The sequence below is a fragment of the Paenibacillus jiangxiensis genome (genome assembly GCF_046098255.1).
In the GTDB taxonomy this organism is placed as follows: domain Bacteria; phylum Bacillota; class Bacilli; order Paenibacillales; family Paenibacillaceae; genus Paenibacillus; species Paenibacillus jiagnxiensis.
On sequence record NZ_JBJURI010000003.1, the window covers coordinates 156,950 to 177,686 of the forward strand.

Consider the following 20,737-nt stretch of genomic DNA (forward strand, 5'->3'; position numbering starts at 1 on the left):
GGCCACTTCATCATTTTATCTATTTGGCATATTCAACCGCACGGGTTTCCCGAATGACGGTTACTTTAATATGCCCAGGATAGTCAAGCTCATTTTCGATCGTTTTGGTAATATCACGTGCCAGGCGGAACGCTTCGGCATCATCCACTTTTTCCGGCTGCACCATGACACGAACTTCACGTCCGGCCTGAATGGCATAGGATTTCTCTACACCTTCAAAGGATTCGGAGATGGCCTCCAGCTTCTCCAGACGACGGATATACGTTTCCAGCGTTTCTCTTCTTGCTCCCGGTCTTGCAGCGGACAAAGCGTCTGCCGCTCCTACCAGCATGGCGATAACGGAGGTTGCTTCCGCATCACCGTGATGGGAGGCAATACTGTTGATAACAACCGGATGCTCCTTGTACTTCTTCGCCAGTTCCACACCAATTTCGACATGGGACCCTTCCACTTCGTGATCCAGTGCTTTGCCGATGTCATGCAGAAGACCTGCACGTCTTGCCAGCACAACATCCTCACCTAATTCTCCGGCCATCAAGCCTGCCAAGTATGCCACTTCCATGGAGTGCTTAAGCACATTCTGGCCATAGCTTGTACGGAACTTCAGACGTCCGAGAATTTTGATCAAATCCGGATGCAGGCTGTGAACTCCCACTTCGAATGTAGCCTGTTCACCGTATTCTCTAATTCGTTCATCAACTTCCCGACGGGATTTTTCCACCATTTCTTCGATACGGGCCGGATGGATTCGTCCGTCTGCGACGAGCTTCTCCAGTGCGGTCCGTGCAATTTCACGGCGGATCGGATCAAATCCGGACAAGATTACAGCCTCCGGCGTATCATCGATAATGAGGTCAATGCCCGTAAGGGTCTCAAGCGCACGGATATTACGTCCTTCACGTCCGATAATGCGCCCTTTCATTTCTTCATTCGGCAGAGTTACAACGGATACCGTCGTCTCGGCCACATGATCCGCTGCACAGCGTTGAATCGCCAATGTAATGATTTCACGGGATTTCTTATCCGCTTCTTCTTTGGCCTGCTGCTCAATTTCCTTGATCATCTGAGCCGTTTCATGACGAACCTCTTGCTCTACGTTAGACAATATGATGCTTCTCGCATCCTCCATCGTAAGGTTGGAGATCCGTTCCAGTTCTGTCACCTGGCTTTTGTAAATCAGCTCAATTTGCTGCTGGGTTTCATCAATTCTTTTCTCTTTGTTAGCCACTTGTTCTTCTTTTCGTTCCAGCGATTCTATTTTTTTATCCAGCGACTCTTCCTTTTGCAGCAGTCTTCGTTCCTGCCGTTGAATTTCATTCCGACGTTCACGAGTTTCTTTTTCAGCTTCGTTACGGATGCGATGGACCTCGTCCTTCGCCTCCAGTACCGTCTCTTTCTTCAGTGCTTCTGCCTCTTTCTTTGCGTTCTCCACAATTTGTACGGCAGCTTGCTCCGCACTGGAAATTTTAGCTTCTGCAATAGATCTGCGAATAAAATAACCAATCCCGAACCCAAAGAATAACGCGGCTGCAACGAGAATGATCGAGATTCCAGGACTCATACTGTTCACCTCCTCGTTGGTTCCTCCAAGGCATTCCTTGGGACTTGTTCAGTTGTTCATTACGCTTCATCAATGTGAACATGCTTCCACATGTACAATACCGCCCGGAGGGCGGCTTCACTTGTTATGGGCGATGAGAATCAGTCCCAGACGTCCCCTTTTTTGGAAGGAAAAAGAGGGCCATTTGAGCACGGATTCATGTCCATTTTATTACTTGACAATCAGCATTGTCAAGAGAATGCAAACTTACATACGTCTCTCTGCCGCCAGCTCCAGGAAGGCTTACATCTACGCTGCAGCTAATCCCAAAGCAGTTCATCATGCTCTTCTGCTTCCAGTCCTGCCTGGTCACTGCGCAGCAATGACTGAAGCACTCTTCTGGTTATCCCGCCCGAATAGCCCCGCCTCATTAAAAATGAATAGGTTTTGCGCTTTTTTTCGCTTACTTCACCGCGAGTCTGATTCCATTTCTTCTGTCCTGCCAGCAATGCGCTCTCCCATTCTTCCGCTTCACTGATATCACCAAGCGCCTCGGCAATGATCGATCTGTCCACTCCTTTTTGCTGCAGCTCCTGCTTGATCCATAATTTTCCTTTCTTCTGGCCGGATATGCGCTGCTGCGCCCACTGCCTGGCATACAGCTCGTCGTTCACCAGCTTCTCCTTCTCCAGACGTAGCAAGGTTTCGTGTACGACTGCCGGTTCCAGTTCCCTCTCCAGCAAACGCCTTGACAGCTCCTGGCGTGTACGGGGCTTGCGCGCCAAATACTGCAGTGACATCACATATGCCTGCTGTCTCTCATCTGCCATGACAATGTCCGATAGCTCACTTTTATTGAAAAATGAACCTTTGGTCATGCGGTATTTGATCATGACATCCTCAAGAACAGACAGCGAATACGGTCCGAAATGTATAATATATCTGCCCCGCATGCCGCGCTTCCCCTGCTCCACCCTGGTAATTTCGAGTTCCTCACCGGCCGGGAAATGTTCTATGCCCTGCTGAATTTTATGCTCTTCTTCCATCGGCTCATGCTTCATTCCTGAAAGACCCTCTCTTAGCTTTCCTTTTTTAAGACGTATAAATGAAAACGCCCTGCTCATCGAGCAGGGCGCCATTGTAATCCAATATAATGATTATTCAAGCTCAAGCAGCTCTTGCTCTTCTTTGGCTTCCTTCGCAAGATCCTCAGCGCTCGGAGCCGCAACCGTTGTAACGAGATTGCTTGCAGCGCGGATTTTCTGTTCAATGGTATTCGCCAGGTTCGAATTTTCTTTCAGGAACTGCTTGGCGTTCTCACGGCCTTGACCAAGACGTTCTCCTTCATAGGAATACCAGGCGCCGCTCTTATCAACGATGTCAAGCTCGGTACCAATATCGAGCATGCTGCCTTCCCTGGAAATGCCTTCTCCGTACATAATATCCACTTCGGCTTGTTTGAAAGGAGGAGCCACTTTATTTTTAACAACTTTAATCCGGGTGCGGTTGCCCACAACGTCGTTGCCCATTTTCAAGCTTTCAATACGGCGCACATCCAGCCGGACTGTGGAGTAAAACTTAAGAGCACGGCCGCCAGGCGTCGTTTCCGGGTTGCCGAACATAACGCCGACTTTCTCACGCAGCTGGTTGATGAAGATCGCAATGGTTTTCGATTTGTTGATGGCACCGGAGAGCTTGCGCAGAGCCTGGGACATCAGACGCGCTTGCAGACCCACATGCGAATCTCCCATTTCACCTTCGATTTCAGCCTTCGGCACGAGAGCCGCTACCGAGTCAATAACAATGATATCTACTGCGCCGCTGCGCACAAGCGCTTCGGCAATCTCCAACGCCTGCTCACCTGTGTCCGGCTGTGAAAGCAACAGCTCGTCAATGTTAACGCCCAGTTTATTGGCATAAGAAGGATCCAGGGCATGCTCCGCATCAATGAAGGCAGCCTGTCCGCCTGTTTTCTGTACTTCAGCAATCGCGTGCAGCGCTACTGTCGTTTTACCTGAAGATTCCGGTCCGTATATTTCAATAATACGGCCTCTCGGAAAGCCGCCAGTTCCTAGTGCAATATCCAGAGCAATCGATCCACTGGGAATTGTTTCCACTTGCATATGAGTCGATTCTCCCAGCTTCATGATTGAACCTTTACCAAATTGCTTTTCTATTTGACGGAGCGCCATATCCAGCGCAGCACGACGATCTGACAATTAGCTCACATCCTTCATTGTTTATAATATTATAATACCTTGTTTGGACACGTTTGCCAAGCATTTTTTCGAACATACATTCGTTTTTTTTGCGCAGTCTGATAACATCCGACATTTGTGGAGCAACCCTAGGATATCATTTTTAAATAGAGAAAAAGAAGACGGATCACTTCTTCTGACAAAAAAAGAACCGTTGGCAATTTGGTTGCCACGGTTCTTCCGTATGATCGAATTATATCATTCTTTTTCAATTTCAACAAGCCGGCGCCACAGTCGGTACAAAATGGCCTTGGTCGAGCGGATGCGGATCGTTTCCCGGTTGCCGTTCAGGCGCAGCTCATGAACCACCGTCTTCTTGCCCCGCTCCGCGATCCCGATATAGACAAGTCCAACAGGCTTGAGCTCTGAATAACCGGGACCCGCCACGCCGGTAACCGACAGCCCGAAATCGCTGTCCATGACCATTCTGACCTGCTCCGCCAGCACCTGCGCCACTTCCGGGCTCACCGCTCCCGGGCTGTTCTCTCCCTCAAGATAATCATGGGGCACATTCAGCAGCTTCTGCTTGATCTCATTGGAGTAGCAAACGATACCGCCTTTGAAGATCGTGGCGCTGCCCGGTATGGATGTAAGCATCTCCATAACGAGACCGCCGGTGCAGCTTTCCGCTGCGCCAACCGTCAGCCCCAGTCTGCCCATCCATTCCACAATGACTTTCTCCAGCGGCACATCTTCACTGGCATACAGGTGCTCCGGCAGACGCTGCTGGATCTGAACCTCGGCCGCATTTAGCTTAACAAGCGCTTCTGCTTCGCTTGCCGCCTTCGTAGACACCCTGATCGTCACTTCCCCTTCCTTGGCGTAAGGGGCGATCGTCGGATCGCTCTGTCCCTCGATCAGATCGATGAGCTTCGTTTCAAGGGCAGATTCGCCGATGCCGGCAAACTTGAGCATTTTAGAATAGATCGCCATTTCACTGCCGCCCAATGCGTGCTGAAGAAGCCACGGCTTTGCCTCCTGTTCAAACATCGGCTTTAATTCCTTGGGGGGACCGGGCAGAATAACATAATATTTCCCCTCTTGCACAAGGGCATTGCCCACAGCCAGCCCGGTTTCATTCTTCAGCGGCGTGGCCCCGTCAATCGTCAAAGCCTGACGGCGGTTGTTCTCCGTCATTTCAACTCCGCGCTCCCTGAAGAAGCCTTCGATCTTATCCATTGACAGTCTGTCGATATGCAGATCGCGTCCCAACACGGCAGCGATGGCATCCTTGGTCAGATCATCCTGGGTCGGCCCCAGCCCGCCGGAAAACAGGATAATGTCCGCCCGGCTTTGCGCCGTTCTTACCGCCTCCTGAAGGCGTGTCATATTGTCTCCTACCACGGTTTGAAAATAGACATCAACCCCGATCGCCGCCAGCTCTTGGGATAAATATTGGGCGTTTGTGTTCACAATTTGCCCCAGCAGCAATTCGGTGCCTACTGCGATGATTTCCGCTTTCATATTATCGTCCCCCATATCAATTCATATCGTATCTTTTCCGCTGCTCCAAAAGAAAAAGCAATAGGCAGCCCTATTGCATTCATCTTCAAACACAGAAAATCTGTGCTCAAGCTTTGGAGGAACGAAGCAGGTGCTTATTCTTTACAAAATAATCATACCCTGAATAAATGGTAATGAAAGCAGCCGCCCAGATCGAAATTTGATCAAACGGAATTCCCATAAAGACAAAAGGGAAGTTGTTGATCAGCAAAGCCACGACGGCCACGATCTGTATGACCGTTTTCAGCTTGCCCCAATTGCTCGCAGCCACCACAGAGCCGTCAAGCAGCGCAATCTGCCGCAGTCCGGTAACGGCAAACTCCCGGCTTACGATCACTACGGCCACCCAGGAATCCAGCTTGCCCATCTCCACGAGGGAGATGAGCACCGCAGTGACAAGCAGCTTGTCCGCCAGCGGGTCAAGCAGCTTGCCTAGATTGGTCACCATGTTGTGCTTGCGGGCCAGGTATCCGTCGATACCGTCCGTACTTGCGGCCACAATGAAAATAAGTGCAGCAAGCAGCTGGTTGAAAGGCAGGCTGAATGATTCCCATTGCAGCGGACCGGGATAGAAGTCAAATTCCACCAGCAGACAGATCATCATAAGCGGAATAAGGCAAATCCGCGCCAGTGTAATTTTGTTGGGTAAATTCACAGCACACTCTCCCCTGACATTCTTATATGCATATGTAATTCGAAACGGCATTAGCACCGATGGCTTACCCGCATTATCGACTTCAAGTATAATATACGGCTGAAAGACGTGTCAAAACAGGCTGCGCCTGCATCTGCCGGAGAGCCGGAAAGCAAAAAAACTCTGGCGCAGCCGACGGTACACCAGAGAAAATCCTTACTTAAAGTTTGTGAACTGAAGGTCGATGGAAAGATCCGCCTTGCGCAGCATCTGAATGACATCCTGAAGATCGTTTTTACTCTTGCCTGTTACGCGGATTTGGTCTCCTTGAATCTGACTCTTCACCTTCAGCTTGGAATCACGGATCAGGATGTTGATCTTTTTCGCATTTTCCTGGTCGATTCCCTGCTTGAAGCTCAGTTTTTGCCGGACCGTTCCCATCGAAGCAGGCTCCAGCTTGCCGTATTCAATATTTTTGATGGCAAGCCCGCGTTTGATCATTTTCGATTTCAAAATGTCGATGACCGCGTTCAGCTTGTATTCGTCGTCCGACGTAATCGTCAAAGCGTCCTTTTCCAGCTTGAGGCTGCTTTTGCTGTCCTTGAAATCAAAGCGTGTCTCAATTTCACGCTCCGCCTGATCCACGGCATTCACAAGCTCCTGCATGTCCATCTTGGAAACGATGTCGAATGAATTTTCTGAAGCCATATCCATCACATTCCTTTCGGAAGAAAGTTCAAACATTAATTATATGGAAAAGCTATCCGGATGTCTAATTCTCCGCATGGAAAAAGGTGCTTTTCACGGGTATACCCGAAAAAAACACCCATCCAACAATACAGCTTAAAAACTGCTTGCGTCAGACGTTATTGCCCGGCCGAATCCGTTTCCGAATCCGTAGATGCAGAGTTCGAGCCTGCTGTACCGGTCGAGCCTGGAACAAGCCGGATCCGCGTTGTCGCCTTGCCGTCGGTCACCGGATGCCCGCCAACCGTAATCGAGGTTGCGGAAGCAGCACCCGATTTAATGTATAATCCCCGTTCATCAAAGTCGAAAGAATAATTTTGTCCAGCTTCGGTCATCCCGTACTGCAGCTTTTCACCGCTTGAATTTTCACCCCTGTATACCTCAAGCCAGCTTGTTCCGGTTGCTTGAATCTCCACTTTGACAGGACCGCCGCTTGCGCTGGACACGCTGAAAATGGTCGTTTTTCCGGCCTTGCCGTCTTCGGTTACCGCAACCCCTTCAGTGGTTCCTGTTCCTTCATCCGTTCCCGGCTGTTCCGTCCCGGTATTGTCCGGGGGAGTCTCTCCCTGCCCGTCAGTCAGGCCGCCCCCGCCGGTCTCGCCATTCGTCGTGCCGGTCTCACCCTGTGGCGGAGCAGAAGTATCGTTGCCTGTTCCACCCGCCGGAGGAGTCGTTCCCTGATTGCCGGTTTCCTGGCTCCCGGTTCCCTTGCCGCCCCCGGTGGCCGGAGGTGTCTGGCTTTGGTTATTGTTTTGGGCCACATCGTTTGGAGGAGTGGTACCATTATTTCTTGTCTCGATATATATATAAATCAAAACGAGAATCAAAATCGGAAACAGCCACATCAGCGCGCTCGACATCCATTTCATATTCCGTTCACCCGATGCGCGGGCAGCCCGTTTCTGAACAACCGGTTCCATCGTCGCTTCCTGCTCCTGCACAGGAACGTCCTTTTTATGGCCTTCAAGAAGTTCGTCTGCATTTAATCCTACCGTCTCAGCGTAGGTCTTAATAAATGCTCTGACGTAAAAAGTTCCTGGCAGCACCTTGTAGTCACCCGCTTCAATCGCTTCCAGGTACCTTTTGCGAATTTTCGTCATATCTTGGACATCGTCCAGGCTCAACCCTTTTTGCAGCCGGGCCTCTCTTAACTGCTGACCCAGTTCAGACATGCCATCATCTCCTCATTTCTCTCCACGTTATTAAATATCGTCTGTGTAACTGGTAGTGAATGTATCATATATAATTTCCTCGTTCGGATTGTTGCGCAGCTCAATGATAATATGGAAATCATCAAAACTGTAACCCGATTCGCGGACAAAAATATCCGGATGCTCAATCACCTTGGTGCTCGGCAAATTCATGATGTCCTGCAGCAAATTATAGTGTTTCTCATTGGAACGGATTGTACTCACAATGCCGTCAATAATAAAAACATTGTTGGGGTTCATTTCCTCATCGGAAAGCTGGCTGCGAACCGTTTGGCGCAGCAGCGTAGAGGAGACGAACGTCCATCTTTTCGCAGCACACACGCTGCTGGCTATAATGGACTCCGTTTTCCCGACCCGTGGCATTCCCCTCAGACCGATGACCTGATTTCCTTCCCTCTTAAATACTTCACCCAAAAAATCAACAAGTAACCCAAGCTCATCCCGTGTAAAGCGGAACGTCTTGCGGTCATCTGAATCACGGTCAATATAGCGGCCATGGCGGACTGCGAGAATATCAACCAGCTTGGGGGGACGGAACGCGGTGATGGTGATGTTGCTGGCCTTCTGCAGCATCTCGCCGAGAATGCGGATTTTATCATCATCATCCGTTTCAAGCAGCATGCCGCGCCGCTCGCCCTCTACCCCGTTAATCGTCAGAATATTGACTCCCAACATCCCAAGCATGGAAGCAATATCACCAAGCAGCCCGGGACGGTTGTTATGTATTTTGTATTCCATGTACCATTGTTTGGTTTCAGCCGTCACTTTGCCACCCTCTTCAAGCCTTTATTCTAGCACATTCGACATATTTCTATGATAATTCCGTTCATGTGCATTTAATTGACATCCGTTTTTGCAACCACGTTTATGATATATAAAATAGCTATGAATTACAAGAACAGGTCTGTAACTATTGCAGAAAAGCCCCCTCATGGGAGCTTTTCCGCGTCATTTACAGCTTAAGCATTGGCTTTGGCGAGCTTCACCATACATTTGGCAATGACGTGACGCTCATCCTTGTCCGCCACACCCCACAGCTCTTTCAGTGCACGGTTGGAGTGGTTTGCCGGATCGACCTTTTCATCCAAAAATTCCCCAATTTCGTAAGCCAGGTCCGCAATGGTTTCCTCGCTGATGCCCATTTTTTCCGCTTTAGCTACACGATCTCCAAGGAACTTTTTCCAGGTATCAAAATCTTTGAGCACTGTCGACGCCATGATTACATCCTCCTCGGTAAGGATTGAGATTTTTAAAAAATCTACAGATGTAATATGCGCCGCGTCATTCCCGGCTATGCTGGAGGTTTCCGCCAGAGCCGCCTTCTGCAGATCAGGTTACCCAGCCGCCATTGGGACTGATAATCTGGCCGTTGATATATCCGGATTCAGGCAGCGCCAGGAAATACACCAGCGAAGAAATTTCGTCAGGCTTCGCCAGTCTTCCCGCGGGGATCTCATCTTCCAGCTCAGCCAGTTCGCCAGGGTCAAGATGCTCCAGCATGGCCGTATCCACAGCTCCTGGTGCGACGGCATTAACCGTCACCCCCGAAAGTGCCGCCTCTTTGGCCAATGCCTTCGTAAAGGCATTTACAGCCCCCTTGGTTGAAGAATAAAGCACCTCGCACGAGGCGCCGGACAGTCCCCATACAGAGGATACGTTAATAATCCGGCCATAGCGCTGTGAAATCATATGCGGCAGAAAAGCCTGTGTGCACAGAAATGTACCCTTTACATTGACGGCCATGACATCGTCCCATTCTTCCTCGCTCACATCCGTCAGCAGGCCGTAGTGGGATATCCCCGCATTGTTTACGAGAATATCGGGCTTCAATCCGTGATTCTCCAGCTTTTCCTGCATGCGTAAAATTTGCTCCTTGCTGCGTAGATCCGCGGTAACCGTCATCACGGAACCGGCATCATTCATGCAGCGCCGGGCCACTTCGTTGGCCTCTTCGTGGGATTTCATGTAATGAATCACCACATTCATGCCAACTGAGGCGAAGCGCTCCGCAATAGCCGCACCGATGCCACGGCTTCCGCCGGTCACCAATACCGTCATTTCCCCCAATGCTTTATTAACCGCTCCGGTTTCCTTCTCCATTTTAAGGACTCACCACCAGCGAAACGGCCATCTGCTCCCAGTCTGTGTGCTCCCGCAAACGGCGGTTCACATCTTCAAGAGTGATGCTTTCATAAACCGGCAGCACCTCAAAGAAATCGCTTCCTCTGAAGCGGTGGCGTGTAAATTCATGGGCGATGTTTTCCGGCGAGTTGAGCATACGCAAATAACCGCCGATTCTTTTCTTGCGTGCCCGTTCGAAATGCTCCGCCGCAAATCCGCTTGCCTTGACGGCCTCGATTTCTTCACGGATGCGGGACAGCAGTCGGTCAGGGTCCTTGGTATCTCCGCCGATCGCCGAGAAGGCGTAACCATGCGAGCTGTTGTATTCATGGCCGAAGCTGTCTGAAATGAGCTCCTCATCGTATAACTTTTGATAAAGCTGTGTGCTGGAGCCAAGCAGCAGATCAAGCATCAGCTTGCTTTCCAGATCATGGCGCAGCAGCTCCGCTCCTGCAAGGCCCGTCTTTTTCTCCTTGAAGCCGAACAGGCATTTAGGAAGGGATACCGCCAGCCTTGCTTCCCGTCTTTTTTGGGCTACCCCAACCGGCTCCTGCTCAAATATGCGCTCGATATTGCCCTGAGGCTTGTAGTCCTTGCGATTTTGGCTCTCACGCACAAGGTCGAATACCTTTTGCGGCTCCACCCCTCCTACCACGAAAAGCAGCATATTGCTGGGATGATAAAAAGCGTTATAGCACGTATAGAGCGTTTCTTTTGTAATCGTGCTTATTGACTCCACCGTACCCGCGATATCAATATGTACCGGATGTTTGGAATACAACGCCTCGATCAGGCCAAAATAGCTTCTCCAATCGGGGTTATCCTGGTACATGTTAATTTCCTGGCCAATAATGCCTTTTTCTTTTTCCACACTCTGATCCGTAAAATACGGAGCCTGCACAAAATCGATCAATGTCTCCAGATTATCGTAAATATGCTCGGTTGCCGAGAAGAGATAAACCGTCTGCTCAAAGCTGGTGAATGCGTTGGCAGATGCCCCGTTGGAGGAAAACTTCGTAAATACGTCTCCGTCCTCTTTTTCAAACATTTTATGCTCAAGAAAGTGGGCGATCCCGTCCGGAACCTTGATCGCTTCTTCCCCTTCCACCTTGAAGTGGTTATCAATGGAGCCGTATTTTGTGGCAAACGTGGCGAACGTTTTCTGAAATCCCGGTTTGGGAAGCACATACACGTGCAGGCCATTATCCATTACCTCGAAATACAGTGTCTCCTGTAAATGATCATATGTTATGTTCTGCACGGCTACCCCTCCTTCTGATCTCTCAAAAAATAAATGGTGGCCAGATTAAAAGTCTGAGCCGCCTCCTGCACATCTTTGACGGATACCGCTTCTACCTGCTCAAGCAGTTGCTCGACCGTTCTTTCCTTGCCGGAAAGCTGTCTGTTAAAGTCAAAAGCAATCATTTCGAAGGCGGAATCCTGCATCTCTTTGAGCAGATTGCGGATCATGGCTTTTGTCTGGCTCATTTCCAGCTCACTGATGCTGCCCTTGCGCATATCGTCAAGCTGCTGACGGATAATGCTTACGGCTTTTTCGTAATTGGGAATTTCAATTCCGGACTGAATGGTGGCAATGCCTTTATGCCCGTCGTAACGGGAAGAAGCATAATAAGCAAGGCTCGCTTTTTCCCTTACGTTCACAAACAGCTTGGAATGAGGGTAACCGCCAAGAATTCCATTATACATCAGCGCGGAGGCATATTGATCGTCGCTATAGGTAATCGATGTTCTGAAGCCCATATTCAGCTTCCCTTGATTTACATCGAGGCGCTCAACAACGGTCTGAACATCACCAGACTGTGCAGATACATCAGCCCTTCTGTACTGTGCCGAAGAAGAGCGGTCAAGGCTGAAATAACGGTCTACAAGCCCCTCCACCTCTTCCAGAGACGTGTCCCCTACCACATACAGATCCATGCTGGCGTTTTCGAGCCAATCTCCATAAGCCTTGTACAGGCTGTTCGGGCTGATCGAATCAAGATCGGAGCGCTGCCCGAGCGGGTGAAGGCGGAAAGGCTCGTTTTTGAACATTTCCTCTATACAGCGTTCGCCTGCATAACGGATTTTGTCATTGACGATCGCTTCCAGTTTTTTGCGCACATTTTCCCTTTCTTGCTGCACATAAGTCCCGCGGAAAGCGCCATTTTCCATGACCGGACGTGTCAGCACCTCCCCGAGAAACGAAAAAGACCTGTCAAGCAGACTGTCCGGGCTGCTTACGAAGCCGTCATTAATGGTATCCATCCGAAACTGGACGATTTGGTAATCTCCTCTTTTATATATATCGAACCCGAAGCCGGCCCCATACATCTGCTCAAGCTGCTCCCTGAATTGAACGGTTTCGGGATAGGAAGCCGTCCCGCGTCTTAATACAAAAGGGGTTAAAGCCACGCTTGAAACGGTGGTTTCCTGCAAAGGAATTCCAGCGTAAAGTGATATCGCATACGTCTTAAAGCGTTTGGTCGGCATCACGTGAATACGCAGCTGCCGCCGGCTGCCGCGCTCAAATTCTGTTTTTATCAAGTCCAAAACTCCTTTGCGACGTCATTTTAATTCCTTAACGAACGAAATCTGTACCAATTTTTAAGATTCCAGAAAGTATAAATTTCTTGGAATTATCTTCTTGGAATCGCAAGAAAAACTACTGCTAAACGCGGTCTGGCTTCTGTGAATGTACGTCGATAGACGTTTTTCTTATTGTAACGATCAAAAAGGCAAGAAGCAACCGGAGACAAGCCCCGGTTGCCGGTTTCTAATTGCGGGCTACATACAGAAAATGTGCTCCCCAATCGTCTTTACTTGTGGACGGGACCAAATCCATTTGGAGGTCGCCGTCTTCGGATTGAAATAATAGAGGCAGCCTCCCGTCGGGTCCCAGCCATTAAGTGCCTGTTGAACAGCCTTACGGGCTTGCGGATTCGGCGTCAGCCAGATTTGCCCGTCAGCAACCGCTGTAAATGCACCGGGTTGAAAGATTACACCTGACGGTGTATTGGGAAAACTGGGTGATTTCACACGGTTCAGAATAACCGCGGCGACGGCAACTTGTCCTTCAAACGGCTCGCCGCGCGCCTCTCCGTAAACGGCGTTAGCCATCATTTTCAGCTCGTTTTCAGATAGGCCGTTCGCTCTGCCGGGGCTCAGCGAAGCATCTTCATCTGTCGAGGCAGCCTTTTCGGCTGTTTCTGCCCCTGTACCCGTCCCCGCATTGTTCGGCGTCTGCTGGTTAGCGCCCTGCTTGTGCAGAGGCGTTTCCGTCGGTTTCCAATCCTTGGTGGCATTCACCAGCTTCAACTTCGTTTTGGGACCAACAACACCGTCGGCATCGATACCGAATTCGTCTTGAAACCATTTAACTGATCCTAAAGTCTTGCTTCCAAATTGGCTGTCTACCTTTCCGTAATAAAAACCAAGCAATTTCAAACGGCTTTGCAATTCATAGACATCCTGACCGTAAGAGCCTTGGACAATCGGCTTGCTGCTGAAGACCTCTTCAGCAGGTTCAGTTTCATGAGTCTCGGCTTGTTGGGGAAGCGGATTGCTGCTCCGTTTGTCGTCGGGCTCAAGGAAGGCTGCATATATTACGGCCGTAACCGCCAATACACCCGTACATATCCATAGGGCTGTCTTTTTCATCATTCGCTCTACCTTTCTTTGTGGGATGAACAGGATGGCTACGCTTATTATGACAAGGAAGAAGCCTGACTATTCACTCCACCGGGTAAGCCTGCAAGGTTTTGAGCGACAAAAAAACCGTTCAAGCGCTTAGCTTGAACGGCTGACAATGTTCCCGTCAGGAACTGATTTTATTTTGCTGATACTGCTCCAGAGACATCAAAACCTCCCGCGGCTTGCTTCCCTCATAAGGGCCGATCACACCGCGCGCTTCCATGGAATCGATCAGGCGAGCGGCTCTGGTATAGCCGATGCGCATGCGACGCTGGAGCAGGGATACGGACGCCTGCTTCGCCTCAAGAATGATACTCACAGCCTGGTCGTACAGTTCATCCAGCATATCATCCGCTTCCGCTGCCGTCTCCTCGACTTCCGGCACCAGCGTATCGTCATACTGGGCTTCTCCCTGATCGCGGACATAGCTCACGACGTTCTCCACTTCCTGGTCGCTCAGAAACGCCCCCTGCACACGAACTGGCTTGGAAGCCCCCATCGGCATAAACAGCATATCCCCGCGTCCCAGCAGCTTCTCCGCCCCGCCCATATCCAGAATGGTACGGGAGTCAACCTGGGATGAGACGCCAAACGCAATCCGCGAAGGAATATTGGCCTTGATCACACCCGTGATGACGTCAACCGACGGGCGCTGCGTTGCAATGATTAGATGAATGCCGGCGGCGCGGGCCATTTGCGCCAAACGGGCAATAGCGTCTTCCACATCTCCGGCGGCCACCATCATCAGGTCGGCAAGCTCGTCCACAATGACTACAATATATGGAAGTACAGCAGCCGGATTATCTTTCATCAGCAGATTATAACCTTCGATGTTCCTCGTTCCCGATTTGGAGAAGAGGTCATACCGCTTCTCCATCTCCACGACGATTTTCTTTAAGGCCAGCGATGCCCGCTTCGGATCGGTCACGACAGGTGCCAGCAGATGAGGAATGCCATTATAGACATTCAGCTCCACCATTTTGGGGTCAACCATCAAAAATTTAACTTCATTGGGTTTCGCTTTATACAAAACACTGGTAATAATACCGTTGATACATACCGATTTACCCGAACCGGTAGCTCCTGCTACAAGCAAATGGGGCATTTTCGCCAGATTTCCGACAATGGTCTGTCCCGCAATATCCCTGCCGAACGCAATGGACAGCTTGGCCTCCGACTCCTGAAATACCGGAGTTTCCATAACCTCGCGCATGGTTACCACCGATACCTCGTTGTTCGGAACCTCAATTCCGATCGCCGACTTGCCGGGAATCGGCGCCTCCATCCGGATATCCTTGGCTGCCAGAGCCAATGCTATATCATCTGTCAGGCTTACAATCCGGCTTACCTTAACGCCGATGTCCGGCTGGATTTCGTAACGGGTTACGGCAGGGCCACGAACAACCTCAAGCACCTTGGCACGCACCCCGAAGCTTTCCAGTGTAGCCTCGAGCTTGCGCGCAGTCTGCATATAGTCCTTCTGTCCGCCTCCCTTGCCTGCGCCTTGCGGTTTGGACAGGAGCTTGAACGGAGGCAACTTGTAAGGCTTCGGAGGAGGCGGAGCCGGTGCCTGAGGGGCTGTTTCGCCGCCCGGCAGTCCTTCTCCGGCCGCTTGTTCGCTGGTCGCCTGCGTCTCGTCCGTATGCCCCTTCTCTTCTACTGCTTCCAGTCCGGTAGTAGGCAGCATATCCGCACCAGCATCCGCATGCGGAGACAGGCCGCTCTCCTCTTCCTTGTCGTAAAGCTCCGCGTTTTCTTCCGTACGAACCTGCTCGAGGAAATCCCTGATAATTGGCGAGCTTCTCGTCTCGGCAGCTTCAGGTTCGGCAGCCATAAAAGGTGATGAGTGCACGTCTCCTTCCACGTCATCATACCGGTCATACGCCAATGAATTAAATGCCGCTTCTCCTTCCGCCTGATCCTCCGTCAAATGAGCATCAACCGGCGCTTTGCGGGAGCCGAACAGCTGAAAGAACAACGGCTGCTTCCGCTTGGGCAGCGACGGCTGCTCTTCGTAATCTTCTTCCAGCTCCTCCTCCTCTTCCGGAACAGGCACAGGCTTGCCTTTTCTGCTTCTGCCGCCTTCCGCAACAGGGATCGGGGATTTTCTTCCCTCCCACTTGCGCTGCAGGATGCTGCCTGTTTTCAGCACTTTGGTGCGCAGAATGCGTCCCAAATCCACATAGGACAACTGTGTAACAAGCATAAAGCTGATCACAAACATGACGAGCATAATGAGCTTGGCTCCCATCAGCCCGAACAGCCAGAGCAGGATCATCAGCTCTACGGCTCCGACATATCCGCCGCTGATTTCCTTATTCAGCATGGAATGCTGATCTCCATCCGCGGCAAACAGCTCGTCCCGCAAATCAATATGTATTTGATTCATCACATTCCCCGGCTGCAGCGCTCCGATCGGGCCAAGCCGCTGTTCCATGGAGGAAATGGTGCTCATCAGTGTTAATGTAAGCACGAATAGAAGCAATCCGCTCTTGCGCCCATTCCATTTGTTCGGCCACTTCCGGTGTATCATTACCATCAAGCCGTAAAAAATGCCGATCAGGGGTATGACAAAGTAAAACTTGCCCAGCACAAGACCGAACATCTTGGATAAAGAGCGGCCGACCGCCGCTTCACCGGACAAGGCTATAACGGAAAGTGTAATCAGGACAATGCCGTATATTTCATATTTCAGGACGCTCCCGAGTGTCGTTTTCTTCTTCTTGCGTCTTCTGGCCATCATGGTCACCCCCAGAAGAATATTATACCACGTCCACCCGCATCAGCACATATGTTCTTTTTCGACAAGTTTTTTGCTTTCTCGCCTCCACGGATGATTTACCACTCAATCTCGTTGCCCGGAGACAGCTTCGGGTTCAAGTATGCATCGAGAGGACAGTCCAGCAGCCTTACAATGGTTCCTTTTCTCTCTCCCTCCGACCTTACCTGGATCAGGCACCCTTCCGCACTGATTTCCTGGAGAGGGCCTGCTTCTTTCCACATGCCCTCAAGCACCAGCTCCATCGGCACAATGGAATAGTGCGTCATTGGGTCAGTCCCCCTTGCTGCGCGGGAGCCGCTCCTGAATGACCTTGCATGGCGCCGCCATTCAGGGATGGCATCGCCTCCTGCGGCATCGTGCGTCTTCTTTCAGCAATGGCTTTATTCAGATAGGTCAACGCATCTCCGATACCGCCAACCGCGTCCATAAGCCCGTATTTTACGGCATCATGGCCACCCACAGCCGTCCCGATATCGCGGTTCAGTTCGCCTGTCTTGAACATCAGCTCTTTGAACTGCTGCTCAGAGATGCTGGAATGACTGGTCACAAACCGCACCACCCGTTCCTGCATCTTCTCCATATATTCAAAGGTCTGCGGTACCCCGATCACCAGACCGCTCATCCGGATGGGATGGATGGTCATCGTGGCGCTTTCAGCAATAAGCGAATAAGACGCCGATACCGCGATGGGCACGCCGATGCTGTGACCGCCGCCGATGACTACCGTTACGGTCGGTTTGCTCAGGGAAGCGATCATCTCCGCTATGGCCAGCCCGGCTTCCACATCGCCTCCAACCGTATTCAGCACAAGCAGCAGCCCTTCTATCCGGGGATTTTGCTCCGCAGCTACAAGCTGGGGAATGATATGCTCATACTTGGTCGTCTTGTTTTGCGGAGGCAGGATGAAGTGACCTTCAATTTGTCCGATAATGGTCATGCAAAAGATATTGGATTCCATAGCAGGTACTCCGGTCTGTCCAAGCTGCTGTATGCTCTCCAAGACAGGGGTCATCTTTTTATCTCCGGTTTGCGGATTTTGAGTTTCCGTCTCTTCTTCCTTATTGCCGCCATAAGATACCATACTTTAATCCATCCCTTCATTAATAAATGCGTTATAACGAATAGTATGGTATTTAAATGGAAGATTTTATACTATCAAAACACAAAAAAAGCCTCCCTCTGCGGAAACCGTCCAATATTTCCAGCAGAATGAGGCGACTGTGTGCCTTATGCAACTATAGATTACACTTCCATAATAATCGGCAATATCATCGGTCTGCGGCGCGTCTGTTCATACAGGAAACGGCCCAGCGCATCTTTGACATTGGTTTTCAGGGAAGCCCATTCATTTACATTCTCGCTCATCAGCTTCTGTAAAGTGCTGGATACGATGCGGTTGGCTTCATCCAGCAGTCCTTCCGATTCACGGACATAAACGAAACCGCGGGAAATGATATCAGGGCCGGAGACGATCGTGCCATCCTGCTTGCTGAGCGTAACCACAACGACCAGAATACCGTCCTGTGACAGGAGCTTCCGGTCACGCAGCACAATATTGCCTACGTCGCCGACTCCCAATCCGTCGATCAGCACATTGCCGGCGGTTACTTTTCCTGCTTTGCGAGCGGTACCGTTCTGAATCTCAACAACATCGCCGATATCGGTAATAAAAATGTTGTCATGATCAATGCCTACTGATTCGGCCAGCAAGGCATGTCTGCGCTGCATTCTGTATTCACCGTGAATTGGAATGAAAAACTGCGGCTTCATAAGGTTGAGCATCAGCTTAAGCTCTTCCTGGCTGCCGTGCCCGGACACGTGCACGCCTGAATTTGCTCCGCTATAATAAACCTCCGCACCTAGACGGAACAGTTCGTCTATCGTACGGCCGACGTATTTCTCGTTGCCCGGTACAGGAGTTGCGGCAATGATGACGGAATCTCCAGGCAAAATATCCACCTTACGGTGCGTGGAGCGGGCCATGCGCGTTAGCGCCGACATCGGCTCCCCCTGGCTGCCGGTGCACAGGATTACGACCCGGTCTGCGGCCATTTTGCCAACTTCCTCAGGCTCAATCAGCATACCGTCCGGAATTTGCAAATATCCGAGATCATGGGCAATGCCGACGACATTCACCATACTGCGCCCGATCACAGCCACCTTGCGGCCTGTTTTCTCGGCGGCGTTCACCACCTGCTGAATCCGGTGCACATTGGAGGCGAAAGTTGCAACCACAACCCGCTGGCGGGATTTGCGGAAAATATCCTCAAGCACGATGCCTACACTTTTCTCCGAAGGTGTGAAGCCAGGCTTCTCGGCATTGGTGCTATCTGATAAAAGCGCTAGCACCCCCCTGCTTCCAATCTCAGCCATCCGCTGCAAATCCGCGTATTGACCATTGACTGGAGTATGGTCAAACTTGAAGTCGCCCGTATGAACAACAGCACCTTCTGGTGTATCGATGCATACACCGACAGAATCCGGAATACTGTGATTTGTACTAAAAAATGACACTTTCAGGGTCGATCCCAGTTTGATCTCGGAGTCGGCATTAATCATGATCCGCTTCGTCTCTCCGAGCAAATTCGCCTCCTTCAGCTTGTTCTCCACAAGCCCCAGAGTCAGCTTCGTCCCGTAAACGGGAACGTTCAGGTGCTTGAGCACATACGGCAGACCACCGATATGGTCTTCATGGCCGTGTGTCAGCACTATGCCTCTCACTTTGTCACGGTTCTCCGTAAGGTAGGAAATATCAGGGATTACGATATCGATTCCGAGCATATCTTCCTCAGGAAACTTCAGTCCCGAATCCACGACCACAATGTCGTTGGCATATTGGATGACATACATGTTTTTCCCGATCTCTCCGACGCCGCCCAAAGCGAAAATCATCAATTTATCGTTGTTGGCTTTTTTAGACAAATGAATCTAAACCTCCTATGGTAGTTGGACGTCGTACCTTAATTTGTTATTTAATTTTCAAAAAAATACCGCACCCAGTCACTTGACCCCATTATACATGATTAAAAAGTGAAAACACAAGTCGCCATCTTCTTTGAAGTTAGGTTTCCCGTTTTCCAAAAAACCATGAACGGCAGGCCGTTTTCGCGCTTTTACCACGCCCATTAAAACAAAAAAAGCGCTCCTCATCGGAAACGCTTCTGTTCTGCCGTATAAGTGAGTGTTCAAAAAGTCAGGTTTTCAGCACCGAGAAGGTTGGATGAAGTTAGGGATTGAGGAGCGGAGCGTACGTGGGGTACGTGAGCACCGGAAGGCCCGGCTGAATTCAAGATTCGATGTCGAGTCCGCTTCCTGACTTCCTTCGTGATCAAAAGATGACTTTTTGAACTACCTCTAAAAAAATTATTTTTCAAACAAGGATCGAATGAAGCCCGCTTCCTGCTCCGTTGGAGCCACTAACGGCAGTCGGACCGGTCCGGCGGCAACTCCCCTCAGCTCTAATGCATATTTGACAGCAACCGGATTCGGGCATTCAAACAACCCCTTAAACACAGGAAACAACGACTGGTGCAGAGTGGCTGCCTGATCTGGGCGCCCGCCAGTAAAGGCTTCAATCATCCGCTTCATTTCCGAGCCGACCACATGGCTGGCAACACTGACGATTCCATAAGCGCCTACAGCCATGGCGGGAAGCCCCGAGGCATCGTCACCGGAATACACCTTAAATCCGTCCGGCGCAGCAGCTGCGATCTGTGTAACATGTTCCAGCGAAGCACACTCCTTGGTTGCCACAATGTTCCCGAGCTGGGCCAAGCGGAGTGTTGTCTCAGCAGTCAGGCCTGCTACCGTTCTTCCCGGCACATTATAAAGCATGACAGGCAGGGAAGTAGAGCCGGCGATGGCCTCGAAGTGTCTGTACATGCCCTCCTGATTCGGCTTGTTGTAATAAGGAACTACAAGCAGTACGCCGTCTACGCCCACACGTTCGGCTTCCCTGGTCAAATGAATGGAATGGCGCGTATTGTTGCTGCCCGTGCCCGCTATAATTTTACAACGCCCGGCCGCTTTATCCACCACAAAAGAAAACAATTTGATTTTCTCCTCATCGCTGAGAGTCGGGGCTTCACCTGTCGTCCCCGATACAACGAGGGAGTCGGATTTTTGCACTTCGATCAAATAATCGATCAAATCGGATGTCGCGTCCCAGTTGATCTCGCCTTGCCCGTCGAATGGTGTAATCATTGCTGTGATCAATCTTCCAAAATCCATCATGCTGCCTCCTTTCATTGC

18 protein-coding genes are annotated in these 20,737 nt (G+C 50.6%); all 18 read right to left on the minus strand.

Features of this window, described 5'->3' with window-relative positions; all coding sequences use genetic code 11:
• Positions 1 to 19: 19 nt before the first annotated feature.
• Positions 20 to 1,561, minus strand: coding sequence for a ribonuclease Y (gene rny / locus ACI1P2_RS04335; protein ID WP_355317183.1), 1,542 nt, complete (start codon positions 1,559 to 1,561; stop codon positions 20 to 22).
• Positions 1,562 to 1,860: 299 nt separating this feature from the next.
• Complete coding sequence (locus ACI1P2_RS04340; RefSeq protein WP_355317185.1) at positions 1,861 to 2,601, minus strand: regulatory protein RecX; 741 nt, start codon at positions 2,599 to 2,601, stop codon at positions 1,861 to 1,863.
• A 96-nt stretch (positions 2,602 to 2,697) separates the two neighbouring features.
• A complete protein-coding gene (recA, locus tag ACI1P2_RS04345; protein WP_355317187.1) occupies positions 2,698 to 3,759 on the minus strand; it encodes a recombinase RecA in 1,062 nt (353 codons plus the stop codon).
• 237 nt (positions 3,760 to 3,996) lie between these two features.
• A complete protein-coding gene (locus tag ACI1P2_RS04350; protein ID WP_355317189.1) occupies positions 3,997 to 5,262 on the minus strand; it encodes a competence/damage-inducible protein A in 1,266 nt (421 codons plus the stop codon).
• 106 nt (positions 5,263 to 5,368) lie between these two features.
• The gene (gene pgsA, locus ACI1P2_RS04355; RefSeq protein ID WP_355317191.1) at positions 5,369 to 5,956 is read right to left on the minus strand and encodes a CDP-diacylglycerol--glycerol-3-phosphate 3-phosphatidyltransferase; all 588 of its coding nucleotides are present in this window, start codon (positions 5,954 to 5,956) and stop codon (positions 5,369 to 5,371) included.
• Positions 5,957 to 6,151: 195 nt separating this feature from the next.
• Entirely contained in the window at positions 6,152 to 6,643 is a 492-nt protein-coding gene (locus tag ACI1P2_RS04360) for a YajQ family cyclic di-GMP-binding protein (RefSeq protein WP_355317193.1), read from the minus strand.
• Positions 6,644 to 6,801: 158 nt separating this feature from the next.
• Entirely contained in the window at positions 6,802 to 7,854 is a 1,053-nt protein-coding gene (locus ACI1P2_RS04365) for a RodZ family helix-turn-helix domain-containing protein (RefSeq protein WP_355317195.1), read from the minus strand.
• A 30-nt stretch (positions 7,855 to 7,884) separates the two neighbouring features.
• Positions 7,885 to 8,631: a DUF3388 domain-containing protein gene (locus ACI1P2_RS04370; protein ID WP_355317197.1), complete on the minus strand. Its 747-nt coding sequence runs from the start codon at positions 8,629 to 8,631 to the stop codon at positions 7,885 to 7,887.
• Between the two features lie 221 nt (positions 8,632 to 8,852).
• On the minus strand, positions 8,853 to 9,110 hold the full coding sequence (locus ACI1P2_RS04375; RefSeq protein ID WP_355317199.1) for a DUF3243 domain-containing protein: 258 nt from the start codon (positions 9,108 to 9,110) through the stop codon (positions 8,853 to 8,855).
• A 112-nt stretch (positions 9,111 to 9,222) separates the two neighbouring features.
• Entirely contained in the window at positions 9,223 to 9,993 is a 771-nt protein-coding gene (ymfI, locus tag ACI1P2_RS04380; protein ID WP_355317201.1) for an elongation factor P 5-aminopentanone reductase, read from the minus strand.
• Position 9,994: 1 nt separating this feature from the next.
• Positions 9,995 to 11,275 (minus strand): EF-P 5-aminopentanol modification-associated protein YfmH, encoded by a 1,281-nt coding sequence (yfmH, locus tag ACI1P2_RS04385; RefSeq protein ID WP_355317203.1) that lies wholly within the window; start codon positions 11,273 to 11,275, stop codon positions 9,995 to 9,997.
• Between the two features lie 2 nt (positions 11,276 to 11,277).
• Positions 11,278 to 12,504 carry an EF-P 5-aminopentanol modification-associated protein YfmF gene (gene yfmF, locus ACI1P2_RS04390; protein ID WP_408976130.1) on the minus strand — a complete coding sequence of 409 codons (1,227 nt, stop codon included), beginning with the start codon at positions 12,502 to 12,504 and terminating at the stop codon, positions 11,278 to 11,280.
• A gap of 294 nt (positions 12,505 to 12,798) precedes the next feature.
• Positions 12,799 to 13,671, minus strand: a complete 873-nt coding sequence (sleB, locus tag ACI1P2_RS04395) for a spore cortex-lytic enzyme (RefSeq protein ID WP_355317457.1) — start codon at positions 13,669 to 13,671, stop codon at positions 12,799 to 12,801.
• Between the two features lie 157 nt (positions 13,672 to 13,828).
• The gene (locus tag ACI1P2_RS04400) at positions 13,829 to 16,447 is read right to left on the minus strand and encodes an FtsK/SpoIIIE family DNA translocase (RefSeq protein WP_355317207.1); all 2,619 of its coding nucleotides are present in this window, start codon (positions 16,445 to 16,447) and stop codon (positions 13,829 to 13,831) included.
• A gap of 95 nt (positions 16,448 to 16,542) precedes the next feature.
• Positions 16,543 to 16,752 carry a YlzJ-like family protein gene (locus ACI1P2_RS04405; RefSeq protein WP_355317209.1) on the minus strand — a complete coding sequence of 70 codons (210 nt, stop codon included), beginning with the start codon at positions 16,750 to 16,752 and terminating at the stop codon, positions 16,543 to 16,545.
• Positions 16,749 to 17,567, minus strand: coding sequence for a ClpP family protease (locus ACI1P2_RS04410; protein WP_355317211.1), 819 nt, complete (start codon positions 17,565 to 17,567; stop codon positions 16,749 to 16,751). The genes ACI1P2_RS04405 and ACI1P2_RS04410 overlap by 4 nt, the downstream gene beginning before the upstream one ends.
• Positions 17,568 to 17,728: 161 nt before the next feature.
• Positions 17,729 to 19,408 carry a ribonuclease J gene (locus ACI1P2_RS04415; protein ID WP_355317213.1) on the minus strand — a complete coding sequence of 560 codons (1,680 nt, stop codon included), beginning with the start codon at positions 19,406 to 19,408 and terminating at the stop codon, positions 17,729 to 17,731.
• Positions 19,409 to 19,849: 441 nt separating this feature from the next.
• The gene (gene dapA / locus ACI1P2_RS04420; protein WP_355317215.1) at positions 19,850 to 20,719 is read right to left on the minus strand and encodes a 4-hydroxy-tetrahydrodipicolinate synthase; all 870 of its coding nucleotides are present in this window, start codon (positions 20,717 to 20,719) and stop codon (positions 19,850 to 19,852) included.
• Positions 20,720 to 20,737 lie beyond the last annotated feature (18 nt).

Bases quoted from the DNA above. Each gene is read 5' to 3' on its own strand.
- rny (WP_355317183.1), bottom strand. From the start codon at position 1,561: ATGAGTCCTGGAATCTCGATCATTCTCGTTGCAGCCGCGTTATTCTTT.
- ACI1P2_RS04340 (WP_355317185.1), bottom strand. From the start codon at position 2,601: ATGAAGCATGAGCCGATGGAAGAAGAGCATAAAATTCAGCAGGGCATA.
- ACI1P2_RS04350 (WP_355317189.1), bottom strand. From the start codon at position 5,262: ATGAAAGCGGAAATCATCGCAGTAGGCACCGAATTGCTGCTGGGGCAA.
- ACI1P2_RS04360 (WP_355317193.1), bottom strand. From the start codon at position 6,643: ATGGCTTCAGAAAATTCATTCGACATCGTTTCCAAGATGGACATGCAG.
- ACI1P2_RS04365 (WP_355317195.1), bottom strand. From the start codon at position 7,854: ATGTCTGAACTGGGTCAGCAGTTAAGAGAGGCCCGGCTGCAAAAAGGG.
- ACI1P2_RS04370 (WP_355317197.1), bottom strand. From the start codon at position 8,631: ATGGAATACAAAATACATAACAACCGTCCCGGGCTGCTTGGTGATATT.
- ACI1P2_RS04375 (WP_355317199.1), bottom strand. From the start codon at position 9,110: ATGGCGTCGACAGTGCTCAAAGATTTTGATACCTGGAAAAAGTTCCTT.
- ymfI (WP_355317201.1), bottom strand. From the start codon at position 9,993: ATGGAGAAGGAAACCGGAGCGGTTAATAAAGCATTGGGGGAAATGACG.
- yfmF (WP_408976130.1), bottom strand. From the start codon at position 12,504: ATGCCGACCAAACGCTTTAAGACGTATGCGATATCACTTTACGCTGGA.
- sleB (WP_355317457.1), bottom strand. From the start codon at position 13,671: ATGAAAAAGACAGCCCTATGGATATGTACGGGTGTATTGGCGGTTACG.
- ACI1P2_RS04400 (WP_355317207.1), bottom strand. From the start codon at position 16,447: ATGATGGCCAGAAGACGCAAGAAGAAGAAAACGACACTCGGGAGCGTC.
- ACI1P2_RS04405 (WP_355317209.1), bottom strand. From the start codon at position 16,752: ATGACGCACTATTCCATTGTGCCGATGGAGCTGGTGCTTGAGGGCATG.
- ACI1P2_RS04410 (WP_355317211.1), bottom strand. From the start codon at position 17,567: ATGGTATCTTATGGCGGCAATAAGGAAGAAGAGACGGAAACTCAAAAT.
- dapA (WP_355317215.1), bottom strand. From the start codon at position 20,719: ATGATGGATTTTGGAAGATTGATCACAGCAATGATTACACCATTCGAC.